General features: G+C 62.0%; 22 protein-coding genes. 10 read left to right on the top strand and 12 right to left on the bottom strand.

Translation table 11 applies throughout. From position 1 onward, the window contains the following. Positions 1 to 2: 2 nt before the first annotated feature. The 5 genes from MHM88_RS11790 (at position 3) to MHM88_RS11770 (ending at position 4,740) form a co-directional block, all read left to right on the top strand. Complete coding sequence (locus MHM88_RS11790) at positions 3 to 830, top strand: ABC transporter ATP-binding protein (RefSeq protein ID WP_239364931.1); 828 nt, start codon at positions 3 to 5, stop codon at positions 828 to 830. A gap of 24 nt (positions 831 to 854) precedes the next feature. Beyond that, positions 855 to 1,772 (top strand): ABC transporter permease, encoded by a 918-nt coding sequence (locus MHM88_RS11785; RefSeq protein ID WP_239319487.1) that lies wholly within the window; start codon positions 855 to 857, stop codon positions 1,770 to 1,772. 55 nt (positions 1,773 to 1,827) lie between these two features. Further along, positions 1,828 to 2,673, top strand: coding sequence for an ABC transporter permease (locus MHM88_RS11780; RefSeq protein ID WP_239364928.1), 846 nt, complete (start codon positions 1,828 to 1,830; stop codon positions 2,671 to 2,673). A 201-nt stretch (positions 2,674 to 2,874) separates the two neighbouring features. Then, positions 2,875 to 3,861: an ABC transporter substrate-binding protein gene (locus MHM88_RS11775; RefSeq protein WP_239364925.1), complete on the top strand. Its 987-nt coding sequence runs from the start codon at positions 2,875 to 2,877 to the stop codon at positions 3,859 to 3,861. A gap of 282 nt (positions 3,862 to 4,143) precedes the next feature. Next, positions 4,144 to 4,740: a 4Fe-4S dicluster domain-containing protein gene (locus MHM88_RS11770; RefSeq protein ID WP_239364922.1), complete on the top strand. Its 597-nt coding sequence runs from the start codon at positions 4,144 to 4,146 to the stop codon at positions 4,738 to 4,740. A gap of 73 nt (positions 4,741 to 4,813) precedes the next feature. On the opposite strand, the gene MHM88_RS11765 is transcribed toward MHM88_RS11770, so the two are convergent. The 9 genes from MHM88_RS11765 to MHM88_RS11715 form a co-directional block, all read right to left on the bottom strand. Further along, positions 4,814 to 5,314 carry a flavin reductase family protein gene (locus MHM88_RS11765; RefSeq protein ID WP_239364919.1) on the bottom strand — a complete coding sequence of 167 codons (501 nt, stop codon included), beginning with the start codon at positions 5,312 to 5,314 and terminating at the stop codon, positions 4,814 to 4,816. Positions 5,315 to 5,462: 148 nt separating this feature from the next. Then, positions 5,463 to 6,146 carry an adenylate kinase gene (locus MHM88_RS11760; RefSeq protein ID WP_239364916.1) on the bottom strand — a complete coding sequence of 228 codons (684 nt, stop codon included), beginning with the start codon at positions 6,144 to 6,146 and terminating at the stop codon, positions 5,463 to 5,465. A 5-nt stretch (positions 6,147 to 6,151) separates the two neighbouring features. Continuing rightward, a complete protein-coding gene (gene acs / locus MHM88_RS11755; RefSeq protein ID WP_239364913.1) occupies positions 6,152 to 8,110 on the bottom strand; it encodes an acetate--CoA ligase in 1,959 nt (652 codons plus the stop codon). 322 nt (positions 8,111 to 8,432) lie between these two features. Further along, positions 8,433 to 9,317 (bottom strand): MBL fold metallo-hydrolase, encoded by an 885-nt coding sequence (locus tag MHM88_RS11750; protein WP_239364910.1) that lies wholly within the window; start codon positions 9,315 to 9,317, stop codon positions 8,433 to 8,435. Positions 9,318 to 9,412: 95 nt separating this feature from the next. Continuing rightward, on the bottom strand, positions 9,413 to 11,962 hold the full coding sequence (locus MHM88_RS23180; protein WP_305037630.1) for a Hint domain-containing protein: 2,550 nt from the start codon (positions 11,960 to 11,962) through the stop codon (positions 9,413 to 9,415). Positions 11,963 to 12,785: 823 nt separating this feature from the next. Next, complete coding sequence (locus MHM88_RS11730; RefSeq protein ID WP_255734606.1) at positions 12,786 to 14,177, bottom strand: PAS domain-containing methyl-accepting chemotaxis protein; 1,392 nt, start codon at positions 14,175 to 14,177, stop codon at positions 12,786 to 12,788. Between the two features lie 577 nt (positions 14,178 to 14,754). Next, positions 14,755 to 15,009, bottom strand: a complete 255-nt coding sequence (locus tag MHM88_RS11725; protein ID WP_239364907.1) for a hypothetical protein — start codon at positions 15,007 to 15,009, stop codon at positions 14,755 to 14,757. A gap of 161 nt (positions 15,010 to 15,170) precedes the next feature. Then, positions 15,171 to 16,133, bottom strand: a complete 963-nt coding sequence (locus MHM88_RS11720) for an AraC family transcriptional regulator (protein WP_239364862.1) — start codon at positions 16,131 to 16,133, stop codon at positions 15,171 to 15,173. Between the two features lie 350 nt (positions 16,134 to 16,483). Continuing rightward, positions 16,484 to 17,776, bottom strand: a complete 1,293-nt coding sequence (locus MHM88_RS11715) for a methyl-accepting chemotaxis protein (protein ID WP_239364859.1) — start codon at positions 17,774 to 17,776, stop codon at positions 16,484 to 16,486. A 548-nt stretch (positions 17,777 to 18,324) separates the two neighbouring features. Here MHM88_RS11715 and dusA point away from each other — a divergent pair. Together dusA and MHM88_RS11705 are read left to right on the top strand one after the other, a co-directional pair. Then, positions 18,325 to 19,335: a tRNA dihydrouridine(20/20a) synthase DusA gene (gene dusA / locus MHM88_RS11710; protein WP_239364856.1), complete on the top strand. Its 1,011-nt coding sequence runs from the start codon at positions 18,325 to 18,327 to the stop codon at positions 19,333 to 19,335. Beyond that, entirely contained in the window at positions 19,335 to 20,135 is an 801-nt protein-coding gene (locus tag MHM88_RS11705; RefSeq protein WP_239364853.1) for a hypothetical protein, read from the top strand. Before dusA ends, MHM88_RS11705 begins: the two co-directional genes overlap by 1 nt. A gap of 92 nt (positions 20,136 to 20,227) precedes the next feature. On the opposite strand, the gene MHM88_RS11700 is transcribed toward MHM88_RS11705, so the two are convergent. The 3 genes from MHM88_RS11700 to ccmI are packed head-to-tail and all read right to left on the bottom strand — an operon-like array spanning position 20,228 to position 22,182. After that, entirely contained in the window at positions 20,228 to 20,461 is a 234-nt protein-coding gene (locus MHM88_RS11700; protein ID WP_239319512.1) for a DUF1289 domain-containing protein, read from the bottom strand. Positions 20,462 to 20,464: 3 nt separating this feature from the next. After that, positions 20,465 to 20,938, bottom strand: a complete 474-nt coding sequence (gene ruvX, locus MHM88_RS11695) for a Holliday junction resolvase RuvX (RefSeq protein WP_239319513.1) — start codon at positions 20,936 to 20,938, stop codon at positions 20,465 to 20,467. Next, positions 20,935 to 22,182: a c-type cytochrome biogenesis protein CcmI gene (gene ccmI, locus MHM88_RS11690; RefSeq protein ID WP_239364851.1), complete on the bottom strand. Its 1,248-nt coding sequence runs from the start codon at positions 22,180 to 22,182 to the stop codon at positions 20,935 to 20,937. The genes ruvX and ccmI overlap by 4 nt, the downstream gene beginning before the upstream one ends. A gap of 241 nt (positions 22,183 to 22,423) precedes the next feature. Here ccmI and MHM88_RS11685 point away from each other — a divergent pair, with 241 nt between their 5' ends. The 3 genes from MHM88_RS11685 (at position 22,424) to MHM88_RS11675 (ending at position 24,509) form a co-directional block, all read left to right on the top strand. Next, positions 22,424 to 23,668, top strand: a complete 1,245-nt coding sequence (locus MHM88_RS11685; RefSeq protein WP_239319516.1) for a sarcosine oxidase subunit beta family protein — start codon at positions 22,424 to 22,426, stop codon at positions 23,666 to 23,668. A 115-nt stretch (positions 23,669 to 23,783) separates the two neighbouring features. Continuing rightward, positions 23,784 to 23,975, top strand: a complete 192-nt coding sequence (locus MHM88_RS11680) for a hypothetical protein (RefSeq protein ID WP_239319517.1) — start codon at positions 23,784 to 23,786, stop codon at positions 23,973 to 23,975. Between the two features lie 201 nt (positions 23,976 to 24,176). Further along, complete coding sequence (locus MHM88_RS11675) at positions 24,177 to 24,509, top strand: sarcosine oxidase subunit delta (protein ID WP_239364832.1); 333 nt, start codon at positions 24,177 to 24,179, stop codon at positions 24,507 to 24,509. Positions 24,510 to 24,558 lie beyond the last annotated feature (49 nt).

Here is a 24,558-nt window from a genome sequence, read left to right as displayed (position 1 = left end):
AAATGAATATGCAAATGACCTCACGGGTGGACAGCGCCATGGACCGAGCCCCGGATGCCGCAGTGATCGAAGCCCGGGATCTGAACCTTGTGTTTGGGACGGGTGAGACATCCGTTCACGCGCTCAAGGACATCAACCTGACGATCAGCAAGGGAGATTTTGTCTCCTTCATTGGCCCTTCGGGCTGTGGCAAGACGACATTCCTGCGATGTGTCGCGTCGCTGGAAACGCCGACGGGCGGCAGCTTGACCGTGAACGGGATGACCCCCGAAGACGCCCGCAAGCAGCGTGCCTATGGCTATGTGTTTCAGGCGGCGGGATTGTACCCGTGGCGCACCATCGCCAAGAACATCAAGCTTCCGCTTGAAATCATGGGATATTCCAAGGCCGAGCAGGACAAACGCGTGGCCGAGGTGCTGGAGCTGGTGGAGCTTTCTGGCTTTGGCGGTAAATTCCCGTGGCAGCTGTCGGGCGGCATGCAGCAGCGGGCCAGCATTGCCCGCGCGCTGGCCTTTGATGCGGATCTGCTGTTGATGGACGAACCCTTTGGGGCGCTTGATGAAATCGTGCGCGATCACCTCAACGAGCAGCTGCTGAAACTCTGGGCGCGGACGGATAAAACCATCGGCTTTGTGACCCACTCGATCCCCGAGGCGGTGTATCTGTCGACCAAGATCGTGGTGATGTCTCCGCGTCCGGGCCGCATCCACGAGGTGATCGACAGCACGCTGCCCAAAGAGCGCCCCCTCGATATTCGCGACTCGCCAGAGTTCATCGAAATCGCCCATCGCGTCCGCGAGGGTCTGCGCGCGGGGCATGCGCATGACTGAGGCTAGGAATTCGGAGGGCCGTGCATGAAGACGCTTTTGGCTGTCCTCACCGTCGTCGCGACACTGATCGGGATCTGGTATCTTGCCTGTGTGCCGATGAACATCAAGGGCGTCTTGGATACGGCAGAACGGGCAGGGGAGCAGGTGACGCCTGCCACTGCCAGGGAGCGGCGCGATGCTTCGGCGCTTGGACTCGTGGCGCAGAACAGCTTTGCCATTCCGCGCGCGTGGTCGGTGGAGCGCCCACGTCTGCCCGCCCCGCATCAGGTCGTCGCGGAGCTGTGGGACACGACGGTGATGAAAAAGATCACCTCCAAGCGCAGCCTGATCTACCATGCGCAGGTGACGCTGTCGGCGACGCTTATGGGATTTGCCATCGGCACCGGGCTTGGCATCCTGCTTGCCGTGGGGATCGTGCATTCGCGGGTGATGGATATGTCGGTGATGCCCTGGGCCATCGTCAGCCAGACCATCCCGATCATCGCGCTGGCGCCGATGATTATCGTGGTGCTCTATTCCATTGGGGTACAAGGGCTTTTGCCCAAGGCGATCATTGCCGCCTATCTCAGTTTCTTCCCGGTGGTCGTGGGGATGGTGAAGGGGCTGCGCAGTCCTGATCATATGCAGCTTGACCTGATGAAGACGTATTTTGCGTCTCAGGGGCAGGTGTTCTGGAAGCTGCGGTTGCCATCCTCGATGCCCTACCTCTTTGCCTCGCTGAAGATCGGGATTGCGGCCTCATTGGTCGGTGCCATCGTGGGCGAATTGCCCACCGGTGCGGTTGCCGGGCTTGGCGCGCGGCTTCTGGCGGGCAGCTACTACGGACAAACGGTGCAGATCTGGTCGGCGCTCTTTGCGGCGGCAATCCTGGCGGCGGCTCTGGTTGCGCTGCTGGGGCTGTTGGAGCGGGTGCTGCTGGGGCGCATGGGGGTAAAGCCATGAACGATATGCTGACATCGAACGCCCGATGCAGCCAGACCACAGGGGAGGTGCGCTGATGGCCTTGGTTTTTCTTGCACTGCTCGTGTGGATCGCGGGCTGGTGGATCAACGCGCGGCTGGCCAATGGACCAAAGGCCAATACCCGTGCGGTGGGGCTCTTGGTGCCTGCGATCTTTGGCGTGACGATCCTCATCGTCTGGGAACTGCTGGTGCGTGGCCTTGAGGTGCCTCTGGTGATCCTGCCCGCGCCTTCGCTGATCGCAGAGCGGTTTGCCTCCAGCATGCCGATCCTCTGGGCGGACTTCAGCCAGACCATTCTGAAGGGCGCGCTTGGCGGCTATGTCATTGGCTGCGGTGCGGCGTTCCTGACGGCCATTCTTGTGGATCGCAGCGATTTCCTGCGCCGGGGGCTGTTGCCGGTCGGGAACTTTGTCGCCGCGCTGCCCATCGTTGGCACCGCGCCGATCCTCGTGATGTGGTTCGGTTTTGACTGGCAATCCAAGGCTGCGGTGGTCGTGGTGATGGTGTTCTTTCCGATGCTGGTGAATACGGTGGCGGGTTTGCGCGAAACCGATCAGATGCAGCGCGACCTGATGCGCACCTATGCGGCCTCCTATTGGCAGAGCCTGTTCAAGCTGCGCCTGCCAGCCGCGCTACCTTTCGTGTTCAATGGGCTCAAGATCTCCACCACGCTTGCTTTGATCGGTGCGATTGTGGCCGAGTTTTTTGGCTCTCCGACCGTGGGGATGGGATTTCGCATCTCCACCTCGGTGGGGCAGTTGGCCCTCGATATGGTCTGGGCCGAAATCGTGGTCGCAGCAATTGCCGGATCACTCTTTTACGGTCTGATGGCGCTTTTGGAGAAAACGCTGACCTTCTGGCACCCGTCACAACGGGGCTGAAACAACCTGCGCCTCCGCATTTTGCGGGTGCGCTTCATCCTTTGGGTGCAACGCCTTGAACAGAGGGACAAATCCCCGCCTTGGTCTGTGCTCAATATATGCGCGAGGACGCCGTTTCGACCGTCAATAAGAAGCAAAACTTTTGCGTGTCGAGATGAGCTTGCGCATGATTTCATCATAATCAACAGGGAGTTCGAACTGATGAAAAACGTGCTGACAGCCGCCGCCATGGCACTGATGGCAACCTCCACCGCACAGGCTGCGGATGAGGTCAAACTGCAATTGAAATGGGTCACGCAGGCGCAGTTTGCGGGCTATTACGTGGCACTCGACAAAGGGTTCTACGAGGAAGAAGACCTCGATGTGACCATCCTGCCCGGTGGCCCCGACATTGCGCCGACACAGGTGATTGCGGGCGGCGGCGCGGATGTCACCGTGGAGTGGATGCCCGCGGCCCTCGCAGCGCGTGAAAAGGGCCTGCCCCTGGTCAATATCGCGCAACCGTTCAAATCCTCGGGCATGATGCTGACCTGCTGGAAAGACACCGGCATTTCCGAGCCTGCGGATCTGGCAGATCGCACGCTGGGGGTTTGGTTCTTCGGCAATGAGTTCCCCTTCATGAGCTGGATGGGCAAGCTTGGGATTTCCACCGAAGGCAAAGGCCCCGAGGGGGTCGAGGTGCTGAAACAGGGGTTCAACGTCGACCCGCTGTTGCAGCGGCAGGCCGATTGCATTTCCACCATGACCTACAATGAATATTGGCAGGTGATTGATGCGGGCGTGTCGGCGGATGAGCTGGTGACCTTCAAATACGAGGACCAAGGCGTCGCAACGCTTGAGGATGGGCTCTACGTGCTCGAAGAGAACCTGTCTGACGAGGCCTTTGTCGACAAGATGGAGCGTTTTGTGCGCGCCTCGATGAAGGGCTGGAAATACGCGGAATCCAACCCGGATGAGGCCGCGGAAATCGTACTCGACAATGATGCCTCTGGTGCGCAGACCGAAACCCACCAGAAACGCATGATGGGCGAAATCGCCAAACTCACGGCGGGCAGCAATGGTGCGCTGGATGAAGCGGATTATCAGCGCACGGTTGAGACTTTGCTGTCGGGGGGATCCGATCCGGTCATCACCAAACAGCCGGAGGGCGCCTGGACCCATGCCATCACCGATGCGGCACTGAAGTAATTGGGTCTTGCCCCCGCTTTCAGGCGTGGGGCAGTAAATCTAGCAATAAGCCCATCCGCAACGCGGGTGGGCTTCGTCAATTTTAAGAAAAAGTAACCGGCTGTTAAGGATGTAGGCGCTTTCGTTGATGTGTTCGGGGGATCTGCTACCCCGGTGAACTGGGGGAATAGAATGTCCCATTTAACGAGTTGCCTGTGTTATTGTGGAGCGGCTGACCCCGATGCGGGCCGCCGCTCCGCGCCTTTGGAACGCGCGTGTCTGGAGGCGCGATTGCGCCAGCAAATGGGGGACGGTCCCCAGGCGCTGGTGTTGTATTTCAACCTCCCGCTGACGGAACAGCCGCCATTGTACCGACTGGGCCGCTATACGGTCAGCCATCTGTCGACCTGCAATCGATGTTGCCTGAACACCGAAGACCTGCTTGGGATGCTGGCGCATGGGTTTCAGCGCGTGTTTGTCGAGCTGTCGCCTGACATCCGCGTGATCCATCACCAGATCCGCCTGGTGGAGGAGGTCGCGGCGTGTCCGGGGCTCAATGGCTCCGTGGTGCTGTTCCATTCGGACAGCGCGCTGCGGGCGCTGCTGGAGGAGGGCGACGCAAGGCCCTCGGAGCTTGGTGGCGGGGCGCTGCTGCAGCTGGGGCAGGCGTCACGGCGAAACCGGGGTGCGGCGCAGGGCTGCGTGACCATTTCGGGCGGGTGCACGCTGTGCGGTCAATGCGCATGGGCCTGTCCAACCGGCGCCATCCATCTGGGCAGTGACGGGGCGTCGCTGGAAATTCGCGATTCTCAATGTTCGGGATGCGGTCTGTGCGCCTCTGCATGCCCGGAGCAGGTGCTGGCAATTCAGCCGCTGGCCCCGGTGCGGCGACGGGCCTGACCAACGCCAAGGAAAGCCAGGGGCGGGGCACCACCGTGTGGCAGCGGGTCCTCTGTCGTGGCGGTGGGGTCGGCTAGCGCGAGAACCGGCCGTATTGCCCCTGATGGAAGACCAGACCGGCACCGAGGTCGCCTCGCTGCGTGACGCGCAGGACCTCGCCGACCAAAATCGTGTGATCGCCGCCGGGATGCGCTGCATGGTGGCCGCAATCCAGCCGGACCAGGGCCTGTTCCAATGCGGGCGTGCCCTGGGCATTGGCGGACCAGGCATGGGTGTCAAACACCTCGCCATTGCGGGCAAAATGCAGCGCGGTTTCCATATCCTGTTCGGCCATGACGTGGATCGAGAAATGCGATGCCCCCACAAACGGATCGTGCCGTTTGGACTGCACCGCGGGGCACCACAGCACCAGCGGCGGCTCCAGCGACACCGAGGTGAAGCTGTTTGCCGTGATGGCGAGCGGACCGCGCGGGCTCTGGGTTGTGACCACGACGACGCCGGTGGCGAAACAGCCCAATGCGGCGCGCATCTCGGCTTGGGTTTCGGGGCCGGGAACAAAGCTCGTCTGGGTCATGCGTGGTGAAATCCGTCTGTGGTGGTTGAGGCCCTGCGGCCCCGACGTCGGCCACGCCCTTATTTCAACGACTGGCACAAGATGCAAAAGAAATCAAAACAGCCCCTGGCGCACCAGGGGCTGTTTCGGAGCATGGCCCGTGTCGGGATCAGCTGATCACCGATTGCACCACTTTGGACATATCATTGGCGACCTGTTCGATGGCCGCCATGGCATCCACCGAGGTCAGAACCCCCGCATCGGCGTAATAGGCGATCAGCGGCGCGGTTTGCGCGTGATAGGCCTCCAGCCGGCTGGCGACGGTTTCGGCACGATCATCGGCGCGGCGGGTCAATTCGGTCCCGCCGCAATTGGCGCAGCTGCCGTCTGCCAGCGGTGGCTTGAAGGTGTCGTGATAGCCTTCGCCGCAGTTTGCACAGGTGGAGCGACCGGAAATCCGCTCGACCATGGCGCCGTCATCGACCTTCAGGCTGATCGCAGCGTTGATGCGCTGGCCGGTGGAGGCGAGCAGATCGTCAAGCGCCTTGGCCTGCACCGTGGTGCGCGGAAAACCGTCGAGGATCACGCCGTTCTGGCAATCTTCCTCTGCGAGACGGTCATTCAGGATCGCGATCACGATGTCATCCGACACCAAGCCGCCTGCGTCCATCACCGCCTTGGCCTGTTTGCCGGCCGGGGTTCCCGCCGCAACTGCAGCGCGCAGCAGATCTCCGGTGGAGAGCTGCACAAGGCCGAACTTGTCCTGCAGCATCCGCGCCTGGGTGCCCTTGCCAGCGCCGGGCGGCCCCAGCAGGATCAATACGGCCGGGCGTGTCATCACATCTACACTCATGCTGGTCATCCCTTGCTGGCGCGGTTGGCGATCAGGTCATCGACCACGGAGGGATCGGCGAGCGTCGAGGTGTCGCCAAGGCTGCCGAAGTCGTTCTCGGCGATCTTGCGCAGAATGCGGCGCATGATCTTGCCGGAGCGGGTCTTGGGCAGGCCGGGCGCCCATTGGATGACATCCGGGCTGGCGATGGGGCCGATCTCGGTGCGCACCCACTGGCGCAGTTCCTTGATCAGCTCGTCCGAGGGCGTGCGGTCATTCATCAGGGTCACATAGCAATAGATGCCCTGGCCCTTGATTTCATGCGGGTAGCCGACGACGGCGGCCTCCGCTACGGCGGCATGGGCCACAAGCGCGCTTTCGACCTCGGCGGTGCCCATCCGGTGACCGGAGACATTGATCACATCATCGACGCGACCGGTGATCCAGTAGTCGCCATCGGCATCACGGCGGCAGCCATCGCCGGTGAAGTAATAGCCCTTGTAGTCAGAGAAATAGGTTTTCTCGAACCGCTCGTGATCGCCCCAGACCGTGCGCATCTGACCGGGCCAGCTGTCCTTGATGCACAGCACGCCCTCGACATCGTTGCCTTCGATCTCGGCGCCGGACTGCGGATCCAGAACCACCGGCTCGATGCCAAAGAAGGGCTTCATCGCGGCGCCGGGCTTGGTCGCATGGGCACCCGGCAGCGGTGTCATCAGGTGGCCGCCGGTCTCGGTCTGCCACCAGGTGTCGACGATCGGACATTTGCCCTTGCCGACCACGTCATTGTACCAGTTCCAGGCTTCGGGGTTGATCGGTTCGCCCACGGTACCCAGCACCTTGAGATCCGAAAGGTCATATTTGTCAACAAACTCAGGCCCTTGCCCCATCAGGGCGCGAATGGCGGTGGGCGCGGTGTAGAACTGGTTGACCTTGTGCTTTTCGCAGACCGCCCAGAACCGGCCGGCGTCGGGGTAGGTCGGCACCCCTTCGAACATCAGCGTGGTCGCCCCATTGGCCAGCGGTCCGTAGACGATATAGCTGTGACCCGTGACCCAGCCCACATCGGCGGTGCACCAGTAGACGTCGCCGTCGTGATAGTCGAACGTCACCTCATGGGTCAGCGCCGCATAGGTCAGATAGCCACCGGTGGTATGCACCACACCCTTGGGCTGCCCGGTGGAGCCGGAGGTGTAGAGGATGAACAGCGGATCCTCTGCGTCCATCACGGCGGGTTTGCAGTAGTCGTTCGCCTCCAGCGCCATTTCATTGTAGTCGTGGTCACGGCCCTCGACCCAGGTGGTCTGGCCGCCGGTGCGTTTCACCACCAGGCATTTCACGCTGTCCTTGCAGTGCAGCAGCGCCGCATCGGCATTGGATTTCAGCGGTGTCTTGCGACCGCCGCGCGGGGCCTCATCGGCGGTGATGAGAACCTTGGCGTCGCAGCCGTTGACACGCGCGGCCAGGGCGTCCGGGGAAAAGCCTGCAAACACGATCGAGTGGATCGCGCCAATCCGGGCACAGGCCAGCATCGCATAGGCGGCTTCCGGGATCATTGGCAGGTAGATCACCACCCGGTCGCCCTTTCTGACGCCCATGCTTTCCAGGATATTGGCCATGCGGCAGGTTTTCAGATGCAGCTCCTTGTAGGAGATATGCTTGGCATCCTCGGATGGATCATCCGGTTCCCAGATGATCGCGGTCTGCTCTCCGCGGGTCGCCAGATGACGGTCAATACAGTTGGCCGCCACATTCAACTGGCCGTCTTCGAACCAATTGATGTCAACATTGCCAAAGTCATACGAGACGTTCTTGACCTTGGTGAAAGGCTTGATCCAGGTGATGCGTTCGGCTTGCTCCGCCCAGAATTTCTCTGGATTCTGAATGGACTGCGCATAGAGCGCGTCATATTTCGCCGCATTCACATGGGCGTTTTCTACAATGTCCTCAGACGGCGGGTACACCGCGCTCTCGGGCGTGGTCATGGACTGTCCTCCCTCCAATAATCTCTTGCGCGTGATCTCCACATGGAAGCGCGCGCAGAGTCAAATGTTCTCCAACCTCAGCGGTGATAATAAGCAAAGTTGAAAAGATGTGAATAAACATCGGGAAAATAACGGCTTGCTTGTAAATCAATTTCCGACATGAAGCGCGGTATTGTAAATTTATGGGTGAAATTGACGAATTTTACGCAAGAAGACAGCGGTTTTACTGTCAATTTCACATGCCGAGGCTTTGGAGGCGTCGATGACGGCCGGCGGCGCCTCTGTCCGCCTCAGCCGGGTGCGACGATTCCGCGCGCGGGGGTCACAGGCCGTTTACGGGCACTTTCAGCATCGGACGTCCGTCCTCATCGGTGGGTACCTCGCCTGCGCGCATGTTGACCTGAAGCGAGGGGAGGATCAGTTTGGGCATCGCCAGCTGCGCGTCGCGTTCGGTGCGAAAGCGGATGAACTCGGCGCGGGTTTTGCCGCCGCCCACATGGATATTATGCGCCTTTTCCTCTCCGACGGTTGTTTCCCACCGGATGTCGCGGCCGTTAGGGCCGTAGTCGTGGCACATGAACAGCCTCATGTCGTCGGGCAGGCTGAGGACCTTTTGGATCGAATCATAGAGCTGGCCCGCATCGCCGCCCGGGAAATCCGCGCGCGCGGATCCACCGTCGGGCATGAACAGCGTGTCCCCGACAAAAGCCGCATTGCCGATGACATGCACCATGCAGGCGGGGGTGTGGCCCGGCGTGGAGAGGGTAAAACAGCGAATGTCGCCGAGCATATAGCTGTCGCCATCTTTAAACAGCCGGTCAAACTGACTGCCGTCGCGCTGGAACCGGGTCCCCTCGTTGAAGATCTTGCCAAAGGTTTCCTGCACTTCCATGATCCGGGCGCCAATCCCGATCTTGCCGCCCAGTTGTTCCTGGATATAGGGCGCGGCGCTCAGGTGATCGGCATGCACATGTGTCTCGATGATCCATTCAAGGTGCAGATTGCGGTCCTTGATACGGGCAATGATCTCATCCGCGTGACCGTGGGTGATCCGCCCGGCCGCATAATCGATGTCCATGACGCTGTCGATCACCGCCGCGATACCGGTGGCGGGATCACTGACAATGTAGCTGATGGTATGTGTGGCCGGATCGAAGAAGCCTTCGACGTCGGGGTGCGTGTCCAGCGCGACGGAGGGGGTGGTCATGTTCTCTCTCCTTGTTGCAGGCATGAGCGCAGTCTATCCCATGTTGCAGACCTTCGGGCAACGCCATGCGGCGTCGCAGGTCACGCTGTGCGCGGTCACGCGCATGCGCCGAGTTGCGAGCCGGACCGCAACAGCCGTCGGAGCTGCCCGGAGCGCAATTCGGGGCGGGCAAGGGGGCCATAGAGCGCGCGGCTGGCCTGTCGGGCGATGTCCGGATGCACCTGTGACAGCGCCTGCAATTGCGGCATGACCCGCAGCAGATCCGATCTTGCCTGTGCGCACAGCCCCGGCAGCGACCAGGGGCCGGGATAAAAGCTCTCTGTCGCGATGCCGTCGGCAAAGATCACCTGATGGCGCGCCAGCAAAACGTGGACATAGGTGATGCCGCGGGGTGGGCAGTCGACGAATGCCTGGTCGGGCGCATGGCGCAGCAGCTGATTGGCGCGCAGGAAGCAGGCCTCCGGCCCGCCGCCGAGCGGGACGCGCCCGGGGCCAGTCGGCAACAGCAGCCGGTGCTGGCGCGACACAGTGATCGGGGCCGGCAACCCGAGGACACCGCCCGCCCGGAGGGTCACCGGCCACAGGCGCGGATCGTCGCGAAGCCGGGCCGGGGAGAGGACGGTTTGCCCCACCCACAGCACCGGTTGCGGCCCCGCATCCGCGGTGGGCAGCATGTCGCCCGGTTTCAGCGCCTCGACAGGACGTGGCCCCAGCGTGGTGTCGATCAATGTACCGGCAGTGAAACAGGGGATGCCAGCGGCATAGAGATTGGCGTGCCCGGTCATCATTGCCGGTGTGATGCCGCCGCCGAGCACCAGTTCCTCTCCCCCCGGGAAGGTCAGCAGCGCATTGCCCGCGCCATCGTCGCTGACCACCACATCACGGGTTGTCACCGCGCCACCGGGACCGCTGCCGCCGGTCAGATCCGATACGTCGATCTGATCGTTGAAGACCCCGTCGACATCATCGTCACTGGTGTCAAAGTCGCTGATGGTGTCGCGCCCGCCGCTGGTTGTCAGGACAAACAGATCGTCGCCGTCGTTGCCGGTCAGGCTATCGTCGCCCAACCCGCCAATCAGTGTGTCGTTGGTCGTGGAGCCCTGCAGGGTATCGTCGCCATCCCCTGCGGACAGGAGAACACTGCTGCCAGAAGCGCTTGCATCGACCGAGTCCGACTGGCTGGTCAGGGTCATCTCTTCGATGTTTTCAAAGGTCAGCGTGTCCTGCCCATCGCTCAGGCTGCCGGAGCCGCTGCCGCTGAACGTCGCGGTGATGCCGCTGGTCAGGCCTGATGCGTCAATCTGGTCGCCGGTGCCATCGCCACCATCGATACTGTCGCTGCCGAACTGATCCTCGAGCACAAAGGTGTCATCCCCGGCGCCGCCCAGGAGGGTGTCGTCGTCGCTCTGGGTGGTGACCGGCGCTTCGGTGGTGAAAATCGCACTGGCCGAGATCGGCGGGCTGGAATCGTGGTATATGCCGAAATGTTGTTGGTTCCCATTGGCATAGGTGATGGTAATGCTGGCATAGCCGTTGGAGTCGCTGATCGATATCCCGGCGTAATCCTCCGGCAGAACGATCCTGTCGACGCCGACATCGAAGTCCCCGATCGTGAGCGTGCCGGTGTCATTGGTGGTCGCGACCACCACATAATCTGCCACGCCATCGCCCGCGTCCGCAACCGAGGGCGTATAGTTCATGCGGATGGTGGCGCTGCTGCCCGGCGCCGCGGTCCAGCGATAGAAATCCTGCCCGGTGGTGCCCTGAAGATCATCGCCGTTGTCGACATCCGTATAGACAGGTGCGCCGGCATTCCCGTGTGAGCCGCTCAGGATGACATCGTCGCCCGCGCCGCCGGCGATGGTGTCGTCGCCGGTGTCGCCATCGATCGTGTCGTCTCCGTCACCGCCATCGATGTAGTCGTCGGTCGTGGTGATCTCCTGGCCTTCGGCATCGGTATAGCCCAGAGCCATGCTGTCCGCACCGGCTGTCCCGTCGACGACGATCGCATCGGGCAGGCCGTTGACAACCGTCATCGAATAGGTGCCGTCGGGGGCGCCGCCATCGAAATCGTTGGTTTCGTAGGTGGTGAGCACGGCCCCGTCGCCGGAGCCTTCCAGTTCGTAGACATGTCCATCACCGTCGGTCACCCCGGTGGTGGCATCGCCGACGTAGCCATCGCTGAACTGGATGTCTTCGTAGATGAAGTCGATGTCGAAGTTGCCACCTCCGGTATCGGTCAACACCACCTGAAAGGAGTTGTTGCCGCTGCCGTTATAAGGCGCAACATCGAGCCAGGTCACGGTGAACGTGCCGGCTGCAGGGTCGAGGTCCCAGTAGATATCCCCGCCGTTGCCGATATGGATGTCGGTCCAGAAGGGAACGATCGCCGGCGTGTCATATCCCGCCAATCCCTGGGGGTCATAGGCGATCTCTTCAGTTCCGAAGGTCAGCAGGCCGTTGCTGTTGATATAAAGCCCGGTGTAGTTGGTGCCGAAGAAATTTATTCCGCTGCCACCAAACACGGACGTCACGTCGACATAGACGCTGCCGTCGTCGAGGTCCCCGATGTCCGGGCCCGTGGTCTTGAAGCTGTTCTCGCCATAGCCTGAGCTGCCGCCCAGGCCGGAGTTCATCGTCGCCATAATCACATACCCACCCTGCAGAGTGCAGGGGTCCAACTCATCAACACGCCAGCAAGGAGTTGCCGACGGCTCAAGTCTAACATCATGATATTAACGCAGGTTTGAGATCCCTTCGCGTGTTGGACACATGACCCGAGCCGTATCGCCCGGGAGGGGGCTCGCGATCATCTGTCGGGCGGAGCGTTCGGCTGTTTGCACGGCGACTGCGCCACCGGGGGTGAAGCCGTCCAGCCCGTGGCATCCGTTCGACAGACCGTGCATCACCGTGTGCGGCCACCGGTGACGGACCCGGCGCGTTGATGACGCCAGCGCTGGAGGCGTTGCTTCTGTACCAAAGGGGGGCCTGCGGGCAATATGGTGGTCGCATCGTGCTGCGCCACGGTGGCAGCCACCCAGCAAAGGTTCGCGACCTCGGAGAGATGCGCAAGGCCCGGGCCAGGCGTCACTTCGTTCGTCGTGCGAGCAACGGTGATTGTGACCGCAAGGAGCGGCGCGCCAGCGGTCACGAAGGGCCATGCGCCTGGCGACAGGTGGTTTTGAAGGGAGGGACGAAGGCCGGTAAGTCGGGCCTCTCCGCGAAATATGTCCGCGAAGTCAGAACCGTCGAACCACCCGGGGGAAAGCGCGAAAGGGAGGCGTAAGAGCCGCGCGGTCCCGGAACCCCATGCGCCCGCAGTGCGTCCGGGTTTGTTCACTCCAACGCGCGGTTGCGGTGCGCTGCCATACGCTGCGCTGCCGCCTTTCTAAGGGCAAGGGTGCCGTTCGTTCTGGCCGGGTGTCGCCCTTTTTATCGCTGCTGTTTCATTTGATAGCCGCCTGGGCCTCAGTCGGTGCCTGTGCGGGCCTGAGGTGCGGGTTCGGCGCGATCAGCGGTGCCGCCCGCGGATGCGTGCATATCCACCACCTGCGTCGCCCCGTTACCGGTTTCAAAGCGTGCCATCTGGCGGGTCATTTCCTTGGCGTCATTGGCAAGGGTCTGGCTGGCGGCGGTGGTTTCTTCGACCATGGCCGCGTTGTGCTGGGTCACCTCGTCAAGCTGGCTGATGCCGGTGTTGATTTCCCCAAGCGTAACGGATTGTTCCTCTGTCCCGCGCGCGATCTCGGTCACATTCTCGGAGATCGAGTTGACGCTTGCGATGATATTCTCAAGCTCCGTGCCGGTGCGCCCGACCAGAGATACGCCGTCGGCGACATGTTTGGTGCTCTGCTCGATCAGCCCCTTGATCTCACCGGCGGCATCGGCAGAGCGCAGCGCCAGTCCGCGCACCTCGGATGCGACCACCGCAAACCCGCGCCCGGCCTCGCCGGCCCGTGCGGCCTCGACCCCGGCATTGAGCGCCAGGAGGTTGGTCTGGAAGGCAATATCGTCGATAACAGAGATGATCTTGGCAATTTCCTCCGAGGAAGCTTCGATCTTGGACATGGCGTTGACGGCTTCTTCAACCACGTGACCGCTCTTCTTGGCAGTGTCGCGCGCAGTCTGAACGTTGCTCTCCACCTCCTTGGCGCCATCGGCAGCAGAGCGCACGGTTGCGGTCAGCTCCTCGATCGCCGCGGCGGTCTGTTCCAGCGTGGCGGCCTGGTTTTCCGTGCGATGCGACAGTTCGGCAGAGGATGTGTTCATCTCGTCCGCGGTTCTGTTGACCCCCTGAGCCACTTCGTTGACCGCGGAAATGGCGTCCTGCAACGCTTCGACCGCGCCGTTGTAGGAGCTGACCAAACGCTGAATATCCTCGCGGTCCGAGGGGGGCAGCCGATGGGTGAGATCGCCCTTGCGCAGTTCCTCCAGCGCGGTGCCGATCCCGAGCAGTTCCTGACGACGGCCGGTGACATCGGTGGCGATCTTCACCACCTGGATGACCTTGCCATCTGCATCCAGAATCGGCCCGTAGGTGGCCTGGATCCAGACCACATCACCGTTCTTTCGCAGGCGCGGAAACTGATCCGCATAGGGTTTGCCCGCGGCGAGGTCGGCCCACATCTGGGTGTAGCGTTCCGTCTTGGCAAAGGAGGGGTAGACAAACATGCTGTGATGCTTGCCCTGGATCTCTTCCAGCTCGTATCCCATCGTTGTGAGGAAATTCTCGTTGGCGCGGATGATCGTGCCATCCGGTTCAAATTCGATCAGCGCCTGGGTCCGGTCAATCATCTCGGACAACAGTCGGTTGCTATCCAAGGCGGAGACGGGCGTTTTCTTAGACTTTCCAAAAAGCATGACGGTTCTGACACTCGCTGAATTGGGAGGCGTCGCCTCGGAATTTTCGCACTCCTTGGTATGGAGAAGTTCCTAAACTTTCCTTGCTCCGAAGAAAAACCAGCATAAAATCGGCCGCTGCCCCGTTTGGAGGCGGCAAGCTCAATAGAGGTTATTGGATCAAGCTGCTGTTAATAGTGAGAAGTTTCAGAAGTTCGCGCGCATCTTCTGACCAGTGAAATCTGCGCGAAACACCTCTCTTTGCGATGCGCACCTGCGAAACAGGAGAATGATCAGGTGTCACAACGCATCGCGCAGAGGGCGCACAGGTGCGGCTGCGGCGCCAGATGCGGCGCGGCTGAGAAAGAACACCAAAGGCGTTGCGCTGATGGCTTTAGGCAATGATCTGCCCGCTCGGAGGCCGCAGTCTTTTGGTTCGCCCTGTTCAAGTATGATGTGCGACCCAACGCGCCCTCGGCCGGTGTCTGAATTTCTGCGGTCCCATCAGGTCCGCCGAACCTTGTGCCCGATAGACCGTGCGGCAGGTGGGCGCTTGCAGTGGCGTGTCGCGGGGGGGACTCGTTTGGAGGCCTCGGTGTCAGGCCCGATCCGGAGGCAGGCTCTTGCCCGGGGCGATCGGAGCATTGGGCGCGGGAAAGACCGCCTCGGCACTCAGGCGTGCCGCTTTCGGCATGGTGACCGGCAATAACACCAGGCCCGCCAGACAGGCGGCAGCGACAGCGACCAGGATCAGTAAGGTCATGTCGTTCAGCCCGGCGGTCCCGGTCTTTTTGGGGTCGGTGTGCAGACCACTATGGTGACGGTGTCGACGGATGCTTGTGTCTCGGGCCATGCCAAACGCCTTTCCTGTTTTGGAAGCAGCCGATGCTCCGCGCGAGCGGGGCGGCGTTTTCCATTGATCCTGGGGAAGATGTTAGGCGCCAGACCGCGTCAGGTATTGGCCGTTCCTGCCAAGGTCATGGCCGAACCTGCCACGGTCCTGCCATGGGCGGATCAGACGTTGGAGGCCTGCTGCTGCCTGAATTGTGCCGGGGCTTGTCCAACCCAGCGCTTGAACGCGCGGCTAAAGGTGCTTTGTTCGGAGAACCCCGTCAGAAAGGCAACTTCCGCAATGGAAACATCGCTTGTGCGCAGCATCTCCTGCGCCAGCGCCAACTGAGCCCGGCCGACAACATCGCGGAAGGTCAGCCCCTCCTCCGCGAGGCGACGATAGAGCGTGCGCTCACTCAGTCCCATGTCGCGCGCGATCACGGCGGCCTGGGGGCGCCCGTTGCTCAGCGTCGGGGTGAGGTGGTGCATCAATGTCTCGACAAGCGACGCGCCGTCTTGCAAGGAGCCGAATTCCGCCTCGAGATGCTCTGTCACAAAATCCGAGACAGCCGCATCACCAAGCCGGTTCGGCAGATCTAGCATGGTCGCGTGCATCGTGATCGTGTCGCGATCCGCCCCAAACCGGACCGGGCAGCCAAACAGCTCCGCGTAGCGTGCGGGATCGCTTCGGCAGGCATGACGGAACGACACAAACTCGAACGCAAGGTCGGATCCGACAAAGCGGCGCATATTTTGCGCGAACCCTGCAAGCGCGCCTTCGTTGCGAAACTCAAGCGTGGCGTTATGCGCGCTTTGTGGTTCGAATATCAAAGATGCCGAAACACCTGTCTCGCAGAGCCGGTAGACCGCCGTGTCCGTCACGAGACGATAGTACCGCTCCACGCGTTGTAGCGACTCGCGCAGGTTCGGCGCCGTCTTGATTGCAAGCCCAAGGACGCCGAGATGATCGGTTTGAACCTGATCGGCATATGCGGTCAGAAGCGCGACATCGTCTCCCGTGAAGTCACGGGCAATATCAAGGATGTCGAAGTAATCGACATCCGCAATCATGTCGTTTTGAGCCGGACGAAAGCGCCGAACAACGCGTCCGTCAGCGAGCAGTTCCCCCTCGCTTGTCAGCGTCATTCCGGCCGATTGAGCCATCACACGCGCGAATGTAATTGTTACGCTCGGCATGGAACGGGACGATACAGCAACAGCCTGCGCGGAACCAGTCATCGTGAATGCTGAATGTGTCAGGCGGCTAGTCTTGGGGAGTGTGTGAGACCGCGCCACACCGCTGCCTGAAGGAACGCGCGCTCCCTTAGCCAAACATCTGCTTTGTGGGGCGAACGATCACCTGTTGCAGAACCTCATCCGCAGCATGCGCGCCTGTGTGGTGGGCGGTCATATTTGCTGACGAAAAAAGGGCTGGCGACACGCATCGCCAGCCCGCCAATGCCCGTTTGGTGGGATCCAACAGGCTGACGGTGAGGTCAGCTTGCGAAACGGGTCTCTGTGCCGGGTCTGTCGTTGGATGCGGACGCGGTGCTCACCTTGCCAACTCGAAAGCTCGAGATGCTGCTGGCCAGTTTGTCCGCATCGCTCGCAAGTGTTTGCCCTGCTGCGGTTGTCTCTTCCACCATGGCCGCGTTGTGCTGGGTCACACTGTCCATCTGGGCAACACCTGTGTTGATCTCGCCCAGTGTGATCGATTGTTCGGATGCGCCGCGCGCAATGTCAGCGATGTTGTCCGCGATGGTCGCAACCACGTTGATGATCTTTTCCAGCTCCTCGCCGGCATTGCCGACCAGCTCCACACCGGCTTTGACGTGGGAAGAGCTTTCGGTGATCAGCGCCTTGATCTCACCGGCTGCCTCTGAAGACCGCTGTGCCAGCCCGCGCACTTCCGATGCCACGACAGCAAAGCCGCGGCCAGCCTCGCCGGCGCGGGCGGCTTCGACACCTGCGTTGAGCGCCAGAAGGTTGGTCTGAAAGGCAATGTCGTCGATGACGGAAATGATGTTGGTGATCTGTTGAGAGGAGCTCTCGATCCGCGCCATCGCCTCGACCCCTTTGGCGACCACGGCGCCGCCATTCTCGGCGGTCTTCTTTGCCTCGACCGTCGAGGCCTCGACTTCAGAAGCACCTTCCGCGGACTGGCGCACCGTCGCAGTCAGTTCTTCCATTGCAGCCGCTGTTTGCTCCAGCGTCGCCGCCTGGGTTTCGGTGCGTTTGGACAAATCGGAGGACGCCTCGCAAATTTCACGTGACGTGCGCTCGATCGCGCTGGAGATCTCTTGAACCATCGAAATCGACGCGCGGAGCCTTTGCGACGCTTTCTCCAGATTGTCACCAATCAACCGCAGGTCCGGAAGATTTGATTTTTGAAAGGTGAGTTCGAGATTGCCGTTGCTGAGGTCTTCGAGCGCTTTGGCGATTTCTGCAACGCCGGTCTGGCGCTCGGTGATGTCGCTCGCGATTTTCATGACGCCAATGACGTTGCCCTCGTGGTCGTGCAATGGCGCATAGGTGGCTTGGATCCACACTATGTCGCCGTGTTTGGTTACGCGCGGAAACTGGTCAGTGAAACTCTCTCCGGCCGCAAGCTGCGTCCAGAAATTCGAATACTCTTCAGATCTCGCGTATTCTTCATCAACAAACATGGAGTGATGCCGGCCCACAATTTCGTCCAGCGAATATCCGACGGTCGACAGGAAGTTCTCGTTTGCCTCGATGATGGTGCCATCACTTTGAAAACGAATGGTCGCCTGTGTCTTGTCGATCATGTTCAGCACAAACTCCTGAGCGTTGAGCTGCGCATCAGGTTTGGACTTGGAGCGTAAACGAGTGAACATCCTAGCAGCACCTTCTTTGGTGTGAATCGTTACATTGCGGATCTTCTATATTTGGTATGTTGAAAATCAGTAAATTATCGTGAGAGAAACCTTACGCGCGTGAAAGAGCTTTCGCCCGTCCCGTGAACCAGCACGTGATCACTATTTTTGCCAACGCGGATGCGGTCGCCGCCGGCCTTTCATTTTGGGTGGCTGGCCGTTGCCGTGGGCGATCAACTTGCGGATCTCCTGCGACCTGTTGGAGATCCATGCCCCAATGAGCCGCTTCTTGTCGAATGGCCGGATCTCGCGATACCGCTTACCCTTCCGTATAATGTCGATCTGTGCCAAGTAGGCCATCGACCATCAGCGTATTCTTGTTCCATGACTGGCATGTCCCAACATCCCCCGAAATATCCCCAACAGTTGTGGGGGGAAGGTATCAGAACGTGCAAAAATACGCAGTAGACAGCCGGTTTTCGAGCCAGGGAAACGAGACGATGACGAGTGAAAATACCTTGAAAACAGATCTTTGGCGCTCTGCTCGCTTTTCGGTTGCTCCGATGATGGATTGGACGACGCGAGAGTGCAGATATCTCCACCGGCTGCTGTCAAAAGAAACGCTGCTTTATACCGAAATGGTTACGGCGCCGGCTCTGGTGCGGGGGCGGGCGATGCACTTGCTGGACCATGACGACAGCGAACATCCGGTGGCGCTGCAATTGGGGGGCTCCGACCCGCAGGAGCTGGCCGAGGCCGCGCGGCTTGGCGCCGATGCCGGCTATGATGAGATCAATCTCAACTGCGGTTGCCCGAGTGACCGCGTGCAATCGGGGGCCTTTGGCGCGATCCTGATGCAAAGCCCTGATCTGGTTGCGGAGTGCATGGCCGCGATGGCCGAGGCCGTGGATGTCGAGGTGACGGTGAAGTGCCGCATCGGTGTCGATGACCAGACTCCCGAGGAGATCCTTCCGACGTTTTTGGAGAAGATCCGCGCTGCTGGGGTGTCCCGTGTCACCATCCACGCGCGCAAGGCCTGGTTGCAGGGTCTGTCGCCCAAGGAAAACCGCGATGTGCCGCCGCTCGACTACGATCTGGTGCACCGGATGAAGGCCGCCTTTCCCGATATGCACATATCCATCAACGGTGGTATTGCCTCGCTCGAGGAGGCGGAGGCGCATCTGGCGCGCGGTCTGGACGGGGTGATGGTGGGGCGTGCCGCCTACCATCAACCGGCGGATCTGCTGTGCGCGGCGGATCCCAGGATCTATGGCTACGGATCGGCCAGCGATCCTGTCGACGTGGTGCGGCAGATGCTGCCCTATATCGAGCGCGAGATGCAGAAAGGCGCCCGGTTGCACCAGGTTACCCGCCATATGCTGGGCCTGTTTGCCGGACGTCCCGGCGCGCGGCAATGGCGGCGTCACCTGTCCGAGGGCAGCAGCCGCAAGGGCGCCGGGCCGAAGCTGGTTGAAGAGGCGCTGGACCTCGTGCTGGCGCGGGCGGCCTGATGCAGGGCGCGCGCGATCATTTCTTCGAAAAGGGCTGGGTCCGGTTTCCGGCGAACGATGATACCCTGGCCTGGGCCGAGCATGCGCGCGGGCAGGGCATAAAGGCCGTTGCGGACCCCGCGCATGCGCCCTGGATCGATTGCGAGGGCACCTGGTTCATCGGCGTGGATGCCTTGCCCAATGATCCGCAGGGACGGTTGCAGGGCGGGCCCGAACTCGCGGGGCCGGCGCTTCAGTTCATTGCCACCGACCTCGGCGGCATCGGGGTGCTGCACCCGGCGCAGCTTTCGGTGATCTACCCGGGCTATCCGCGGCCGCGGCGGGGGGAAAGCGCGGCGGCGTTTGGCTATCGCCGCAATCGCGACGCCGCCCATGTGGACGGGGTAAAGATGTTTGGCGATGCCCGCCGCCGCCGGGTGGAGGAGCCGCACGCCTGGGTGCTTGGGGTGCCGCTCAACCGTGCCAGTGCAGATGCCGCGCCGCTGGTGGTCTGGGAAGGCAGTCACGAGATCATGCGCGCGGCATTCTCTGCCGCCTTCGACGGGGTCGATCCGGCGCAATGGTATGAGGTCGATGTGACCGAAGCCTATGGCGCGGCCCGGCGCGCGGTGTTCGAGACCTGCCCGCGGATCACGGTTCACGCGCAACCGGGCGAGGCCTATCTCATGCATCGGCTCTGCCTGCATGGGGTCGCTCCCTGGGCCGAGGGGGCCTCCGCGCCGGAGGGGGAGGGGCGGATGATCGCCTACTTCCGTCCCGAGATGCAGGATTGGCAGGCCCATTGGCTCGCCGATCCCTGAGGCCGGCGGCAGCAGTGCCTTGCTGATCGCGTGCCATCTGCCTGCGGGGCGATGTTTCAAATGCCGATCCCCGGGCGGAATGCGTCCTGACCCTAGCGGCGCCCGCTGCGTGCGGCGCGCCCGCCACGTCGCCCTTTGGGCGCTGCAGAGCGGGAGGGCAGCTCTGCCATCACCTCTGCGCGTTCCGGGGCGCTCATTTTGGACCAGCGTGTGATTTCATCAATGGAACGGGCGCAGCCGGTGCAGAGCCGTGTCTCCGGGTGGATGACACAGAGCTTGATGCACGGGCTCTCGATTTCCTGCCGTTTCCAGACGTCATCAGACATGTTTCAACCGCTCCTCATGTGGCGCAACCGGTCCAGCGCCCCTTGCAGGATATACGAAGCAGCAACATGGTCGATCACCTCGGAGCGACGTTTTCGGGACGTATCGGCCTCCAGAAGCGCGCGTTCGGCCGCGACGGTGGACAGGCGCTCGTCCCAGAAACCGATGGGCACATCGGTCACACGCGACAGGTTGCGGGCAAAGGCGCGGGTGGATTGGCAGCGCGGCCCTTCGGAGCCATCCATATTGCGCGGCAACCCCAGGACAATGCCGCCGATCTCGCGCCCGGCGATGATCTCAAGCAGGCGATTGCTGTCGAGGGTGAACTTCTTGCGTCGGATCGTTTCCAGCGGGGTGGCCACGGCGCCGATCCGGTCGGAGACAGCAACGCCGATGGTCTTTTCGCCAAAATCGAGCCCGACCAGTGCGGTCATCGGGGGCAGGGCGTCGGCGAACTCATCAAACAGATCGTGGATCATTGGCTCGCCTCCATGCGGTCGCGTGCTGCGGCCAGCATCTCCAGCGCCGTGTCATTGTCGGCAAATTGGGTTTGCGCCTCGGCATAGATCTCGCGGGCCTGCTCGGTACGGCCCAGCACGCCAAGCGCGGTGATCAGCCGGGCCCATTCCGCCGGGCTGCCGCCTTCTTCGGCAAGTCGTGTTGCTAGGCCGGAGACCATGCCCTCGATCATCTGCTGGCGATCCTCCGCGGACAGGTCCTGCATCGCCGCCATCTGTTCGGCGCTGGGGCCGGGCAGGGCGGGGGAGCCGTCGGCTGTGCCGCCGGGGGTAATCGGGCGATAGTCGACACCGGCCAGTGTCGCCATTTCGGGGATCTGGGCCTGGATCGCGCGGATCCACGGTGCGCCGGGCGGGCCTTGGCGCAGGGTCTCGGCCCAGATCTGGAAACCGCGATCCGGTCGCCCGACCTGTCCCATCAGGAGCCCCATATAATACCGTGCGCGACCATCCTCCGGCTGCTGCGACAGGGCGCGCAACAGTAGCGCTTCCGCCTCGGGAGAGACATAACCGCCGGCCGCCATGACGTGTAGTTCGGCCTGATCGATCAGCAACTGCGGATCAACATCGCCCTCTTGCAGGGCAATATAGCGGGCGTTGGCCTCATACGCGGCCTTGAAATTGCCCAGTCGCGCCTCGTGTCGGGCCAGAAGCTGCTGGCCGCGTGCATCGTCGGGGCGATCCGCGGTGGCTGTGCGGAGTTCCTCGACCAGGCGCTGATAGTTCGGATCGATCTCCGGTGTCGGCGATGTGGGCAGGCGGGCCTCTGCCTCCTGCTGACCGGGGCGCGTGCGGGCGCGCTCTTCGGCCAGGGCGATCCGATGATCGAGCCCGAAATCACCATAGCCCGGTGCCCCGATTTGCCAGTAGAGCGCAGCGGTGCCGCCCACAACCACAAGCGCCATCACCACCGCAGTGACACGGCTGGGGCCATTGGGTTGCGGCGCGCCGGTTTCCGCCGCCTGAACCTGTGCATCCGCGGCCAGAATGCGGCGCGAGATCTCGGTGCGCAGCCGTTCCGCATCAGCGGCGGTGACGATGCCACGGGCGACATCCCGGTCCAGATCCTTCAATTGCTGGCGATAGACCCGAAGGTCATAGGCCGCCGCCGGTTCGCCTGATCCGTTTTTGTTGCGCAGCAACACCAGCGCCAGAAACCCCGCCATCACAAGGGTCAACGCACCGGTCAAAATCCAAAAAGCCATGGTCTCTCCGCCGTTTGTTCCCATGTATAGATGCGGGCGCGCAGAAAAAAGCCCTATTGCTGCGACCCGCTGTCCCGTCTGCGGCGCGGGTGCGGGTGCGTCAGATCCGACGGGCGCGGCCAATTCCCGGGCTGCGGCAGAGGCGATGTCGCAAACCTGACGAAACGCGACGATTAACGGCGCGGGGCGGGGCGCAAACGCAGGCATACCTATGTGCAGACACGAAGCATTGGATTCGCTCATGAAACGCTATTCAGCCTTTGCAGTGGCGCGGGAAGGTCTGCGCTACCACAGCGGGTGGGAACGCGCCTGGCGCTCACCCGAACCCAAACGCCACTACGATGTAATCATCGTGGGGGCCGGTGGCCATGGGCTTGCCACCGCCTACTACCTGGGTAAGAACTTCGGTATCACCAATGTTGCGGTGATCGAAAAGGGCTGGCTCGGCGGCGGCAACACCGGCCGGAACACCACCATCATCCGGTCGAACTATCTGCAGGACCCCTCTGCCGCGATCTATGAAAAAGCGCGCAGCCTCTACGAGGACCTGTCTCAGGACTTCAACTACAACATCATGTTCAGCCCCCGTGGCGTGATCATGCTGGCCCAGACCGAACATGAGGTGCGTGGCTACAAGCGAACCGCCCATGCCAATGCGCTGCAGGGCGTCTCGACTGAGTGGATCGAGCCTGCCCGCGTCAAGGAACTGGTGCCGATCATCAACCTCGAAGGCCCGCGCTATCCGGTGCTGGGCGGCCTCTGGCAGGAACGTGGCGGCACCGCCCGTCACGATGCGGTGGCCTGGGGCTATGCGCGGGCGTGCTCCGACATGGGCATGGACATCATCCAGAAATGCGAAGTCACCAATGTGCGCACCGAAAACGGGCGTGTAGTCGGCGTCGATACCACCAAGGGTGCGATCGATTGCGACAAGCTCGGCATGGTGGTTGCGGGCAATTGTTCTGTGCTGTCTGAGATGGCGGGCTTCCGTCTTCCGGTGGAATCCGTGGCCCTGCAGGCGCTGGTCTCCGAGCCGATCAAACCCTGCATGGATGTGGTCGTCATGGCCAACACGGTGCACGGCTACATGTCGCAATCCGACAAGGGCGAGATGGTCATTGGCGGCGGCACCGACGGCTACAACAACTACACCCAGCGCGGCTCCTTCCATCATATCGAGGAAACCGTGCGCGCGCTGGTCGAGACCTTCCCGATGGTCAGCCGCCTGAAGATGCTGCGCCAATGGGGCGGTATCGTGGATGTGACCGGTGACCGCTCGCCGCTGATTTCCAAGACCCCGGTGCAGAACTGCTTTGTCAACGCAGGCTGGGGCACGGGCGGCTTCAAGGCGATCCCGGGCTCCGGTTGGGCGATGGCGGAACTGATGGCGTCGGGACATTCGAGCCTGGCTGAGGAGTTCTCCATGATGCGCTTCAAGGAAGGCAAATTCATCGACGAGAGCGTCGCAGCCGGGGTGGCCCACTGATGCGCGCCGCTCGCCTCTGGTCTCCCATGGGTCCGTCTGCCGCGCCTGCGGCGGGGAACTTCTGCGCTCGTTCGGGCGTTATAGCCCGGAACGCACTGAAACGCAGGAGGCAACCATGTCAGATCAAACGCAACACTCGTCCGGTTCCGGCAACGGGGCGCTCGCCTTCATCCTCGGCGGTGTCGTTGTCGCGCTTGCCGTCCTTGGCTGGTTCGTTCTTGGCGGTGAAAACCCCGTTGACGAACCCGATGTCAGCATCGAACTGCCCGGTGGCGGCGCCATCGAAGGTGACATCGAAGGCAACTGACCATCAGGGGCACGCTGCCTCTGCTGGTGGCGTGTCCCGCACCCGCGACACGCGTTTGCCCCGACGTGTGACCTTCGCGGCAGCAACCGGCGTGACCGCTGCTGCCTCCGGGGCCGCTCCCCGAACATTCTATCCCGCGACACTGCCTGCCATCTGGGCTGCGCAGGGCGCTGCTGTAACTCTTTCGACGGAGCACGCAAAATGCTGATCCTTGAATGTCCCTATTGCGGTGTCAAAGCCGAAGAAACCGAACTGCATGGCGGTGGCGAAGCGCATCTGAAGCGCTTTGGTCCCGGCTCCTCGGACGATGAATTCCACGACTACCTGTTCATGAAGGAAAACCCGCGCGGGGTGCACCTGGAACGGTGGCGTCACGTCAACGGCTGCGGCAAGTGGTTCAACGCCGCCCGCTGCACCCAGACGCTCGAGGTCTTTGCCACCTACAGCGCCCAGACCACCGAGCCGCCGCAGGAGGTCAAGGACAAGATCTCCGCCAAACGTCCGGGCTGGACCTGGCGCGAATTCGAAGGTTGATCGCCATGTTTCATCTTTTCCCAAATACCTCCGCCGGAGGCTCCCAGAC

Source organism: Epibacterium sp. MM17-32 (genome assembly GCF_022348205.1).
Taxonomy (GTDB): Bacteria; Pseudomonadota; Alphaproteobacteria; order Rhodobacterales; family Rhodobacteraceae; genus Epibacterium.
Note: the sequence above shows the minus strand (reverse complement) of the source record. Positions and strands in the feature narration are given on the sequence as shown.

Bases quoted from the DNA above. Each gene is read 5' to 3' on its own strand.
- MHM88_RS11770 (WP_239364922.1), top strand. From the start codon at position 4,144: ATGGGGGACGGTCCCCAGGCGCTGGTGTTGTATTTCAACCTCCCGCTG.
- MHM88_RS11705 (WP_239364853.1), top strand. From the start codon at position 19,335: ATGCAGGGCGCGCGCGATCATTTCTTCGAAAAGGGCTGGGTCCGGTTT.
- MHM88_RS11680 (WP_239319517.1), top strand. From the start codon at position 23,784: ATGTCAGATCAAACGCAACACTCGTCCGGTTCCGGCAACGGGGCGCTC.
- MHM88_RS11785 (WP_239319487.1), top strand. From the start codon at position 855: ATGAAGACGCTTTTGGCTGTCCTCACCGTCGTCGCGACACTGATCGGG.
- MHM88_RS11775 (WP_239364925.1), top strand. From the start codon at position 2,875: ATGAAAAACGTGCTGACAGCCGCCGCCATGGCACTGATGGCAACCTCC.
- MHM88_RS11790 (WP_239364931.1), top strand. From the start codon at position 3: ATGAATATGCAAATGACCTCACGGGTGGACAGCGCCATGGACCGAGCC.
- dusA (WP_239364856.1), top strand. From the start codon at position 18,325: ATGACGAGTGAAAATACCTTGAAAACAGATCTTTGGCGCTCTGCTCGC.
- MHM88_RS11730 (WP_255734606.1), bottom strand. From the start codon at position 14,177: ATGCTTTTTGGAAAGTCTAAGAAAACGCCCGTCTCCGCCTTGGATAGC.
- ruvX (WP_239319513.1), bottom strand. From the start codon at position 20,938: ATGATCCACGATCTGTTTGATGAGTTCGCCGACGCCCTGCCCCCGATG.
- MHM88_RS11675 (WP_239364832.1), top strand. From the start codon at position 24,177: ATGCTGATCCTTGAATGTCCCTATTGCGGTGTCAAAGCCGAAGAAACC.
- MHM88_RS11725 (WP_239364907.1), bottom strand. From the start codon at position 15,009: ATGGCCCGAGACACAAGCATCCGTCGACACCGTCACCATAGTGGTCTG.
- MHM88_RS11685 (WP_239319516.1), top strand. From the start codon at position 22,424: ATGAAACGCTATTCAGCCTTTGCAGTGGCGCGGGAAGGTCTGCGCTAC.
- acs (WP_239364913.1), bottom strand. From the start codon at position 8,110: ATGACCACGCCCGAGAGCGCGGTGTACCCGCCGTCTGAGGACATTGTA.
- MHM88_RS11715 (WP_239364859.1), bottom strand. From the start codon at position 17,776: ATGATCGACAAGACACAGGCGACCATTCGTTTTCAAAGTGATGGCACC.
- MHM88_RS11760 (WP_239364916.1), bottom strand. From the start codon at position 6,146: ATGAGTGTAGATGTGATGACACGCCCGGCCGTATTGATCCTGCTGGGG.
- MHM88_RS11780 (WP_239364928.1), top strand. From the start codon at position 1,828: ATGGCCTTGGTTTTTCTTGCACTGCTCGTGTGGATCGCGGGCTGGTGG.
- ccmI (WP_239364851.1), bottom strand. From the start codon at position 22,182: ATGGCTTTTTGGATTTTGACCGGTGCGTTGACCCTTGTGATGGCGGGG.
- MHM88_RS11720 (WP_239364862.1), bottom strand. From the start codon at position 16,133: ATGACGCTGACAAGCGAGGGGGAACTGCTCGCTGACGGACGCGTTGTT.
- MHM88_RS11765 (WP_239364919.1), bottom strand. From the start codon at position 5,314: ATGACCCAGACGAGCTTTGTTCCCGGCCCCGAAACCCAAGCCGAGATG.
- MHM88_RS11700 (WP_239319512.1), bottom strand. From the start codon at position 20,461: ATGTCTGATGACGTCTGGAAACGGCAGGAAATCGAGAGCCCGTGCATC.
- MHM88_RS11750 (WP_239364910.1), bottom strand. From the start codon at position 9,317: ATGACCACCCCCTCCGTCGCGCTGGACACGCACCCCGACGTCGAAGGC.
- MHM88_RS23180 (WP_305037630.1), bottom strand. From the start codon at position 11,962: ATGGCGACGATGAACTCCGGCCTGGGCGGCAGCTCAGGCTATGGCGAG.